This is a genomic window from Gilliamella sp. Pas-s27 (assembly GCF_009795865.1).
In the GTDB taxonomy this organism is placed as follows: domain Bacteria; phylum Pseudomonadota; class Gammaproteobacteria; order Enterobacterales; family Orbaceae; genus Gilliamella.
Genome location: NZ_WTEW01000079.1, coordinates 1 through 1,197, shown reverse-complemented (window position 1 = coordinate 1,197; position 1,197 = coordinate 1). Strand labels below are relative to the sequence as shown.

At 36.3% G+C, this 1,197-nt stretch carries 2 protein-coding genes; both read right to left on the bottom strand.

The window, feature by feature from the left end; genetic code table 11:
* Positions 1-87: 87 nt before the first annotated feature.
* Positions 88-285, bottom strand: a complete 198-nt coding sequence (locus tag GQ589_RS11735; RefSeq protein ID WP_160412402.1) for a hypothetical protein — start codon at positions 283-285, stop codon at positions 88-90.
* Between the two features lie 56 nt (positions 286-341).
* Entirely contained in the window at positions 342-1,010 is a 669-nt protein-coding gene (locus GQ589_RS11730; RefSeq protein WP_160426427.1) for a hypothetical protein, read from the bottom strand.
* Positions 1,011-1,197: the final 187 nt, after the last annotated feature.

Genomic DNA, 1,197 nt, shown 5'->3' with positions numbered 1-1,197 from the left:
GTAAGTAAGGGTAACAACAGTAGTGGGCCTAATAGCAGTGAGTTAATTGTCCATTGTTTTTTCATTATGGTTACCTGTTAATTAAGATTATTTTATTGCGGTGGTGATATCGTTTACCAACGATTCGACCCAGTGAATAACTTGATACTGATAAGAGAGCATATAAGGAAAGACCGCATTACCATCGCTGTCAGTTTTTCCTTCCGGCCAATATTGAATTGCGCAAATCACTTCAAACTCACCATTTACTCGACCTAATAATTGACTTATTACAAATAAACCCATTGCTTATTTTGCCTACAAAAAAATCAACTTGTTACCAATAACACCATGATTTATGATTATAAAACATAGTGACCACTAGTACCCGCTGTTAGTTTTAAACTATCATCATATTGAATGCTGTAGTAATGAGTTCCTGGAGCGGGTCTATCGCCTAATACCGCAGCTTCTAAACCACCATAACCTTTATATAGACTATAAATATCCTTATTTTTTATCCAGTTTGGGACGTTTTCCATATGGTAATAAAAATAAACCATACGCATTCCTTGCAACTGATTATCAACCCCATCAATTTTATCAACCACAATTCGACCAAAACAGAAATTCGTTCCCCCCCACCATTTTTTATCAAGATATTTACGCCCTTCATCGGTTAAATTATAGCGGTAGAGTGGCTTGTCGCCATCGTGACCAACCAACTCTTCGGTAAATAATCCCTCTTTGGCATAAAGAGAGAGTTTTAAGTTAAGTCTTTTATTTTGCTTAATTTTGTCATAGGGATCTTTTGGATCTATTTCACCTTCAAGGTAATGAATTGTATAGGGGTACATATTCTGATAAATCTTGCCCACCCGAAGACAAACCGCTTTATTCCCCGTTGGGTTATTATAATCATTTTCTTCTTGTATACGGGTTTTATAGTCATTAAAATCACAACTGGTAAGTAAGGGTAACAACAGTAGTGGGCCTAATAGCAGTGAGTTAATTGTCCATTGTTTTTTCATTATGGTTACCTGTTAATTAAAATTATTTTATTGCGGTGGTGATGTCGTTTACCAACGATTCGACCCAGTGAATAACTTGATACTGATAAGAGAGCATATAAGGAAAGACCGCATTACCATCGCTGTCAGTTTTTCCTTCCGGCCAATATTGAATTGCGCAAATCACTTCAAACTCACCATTTACTCG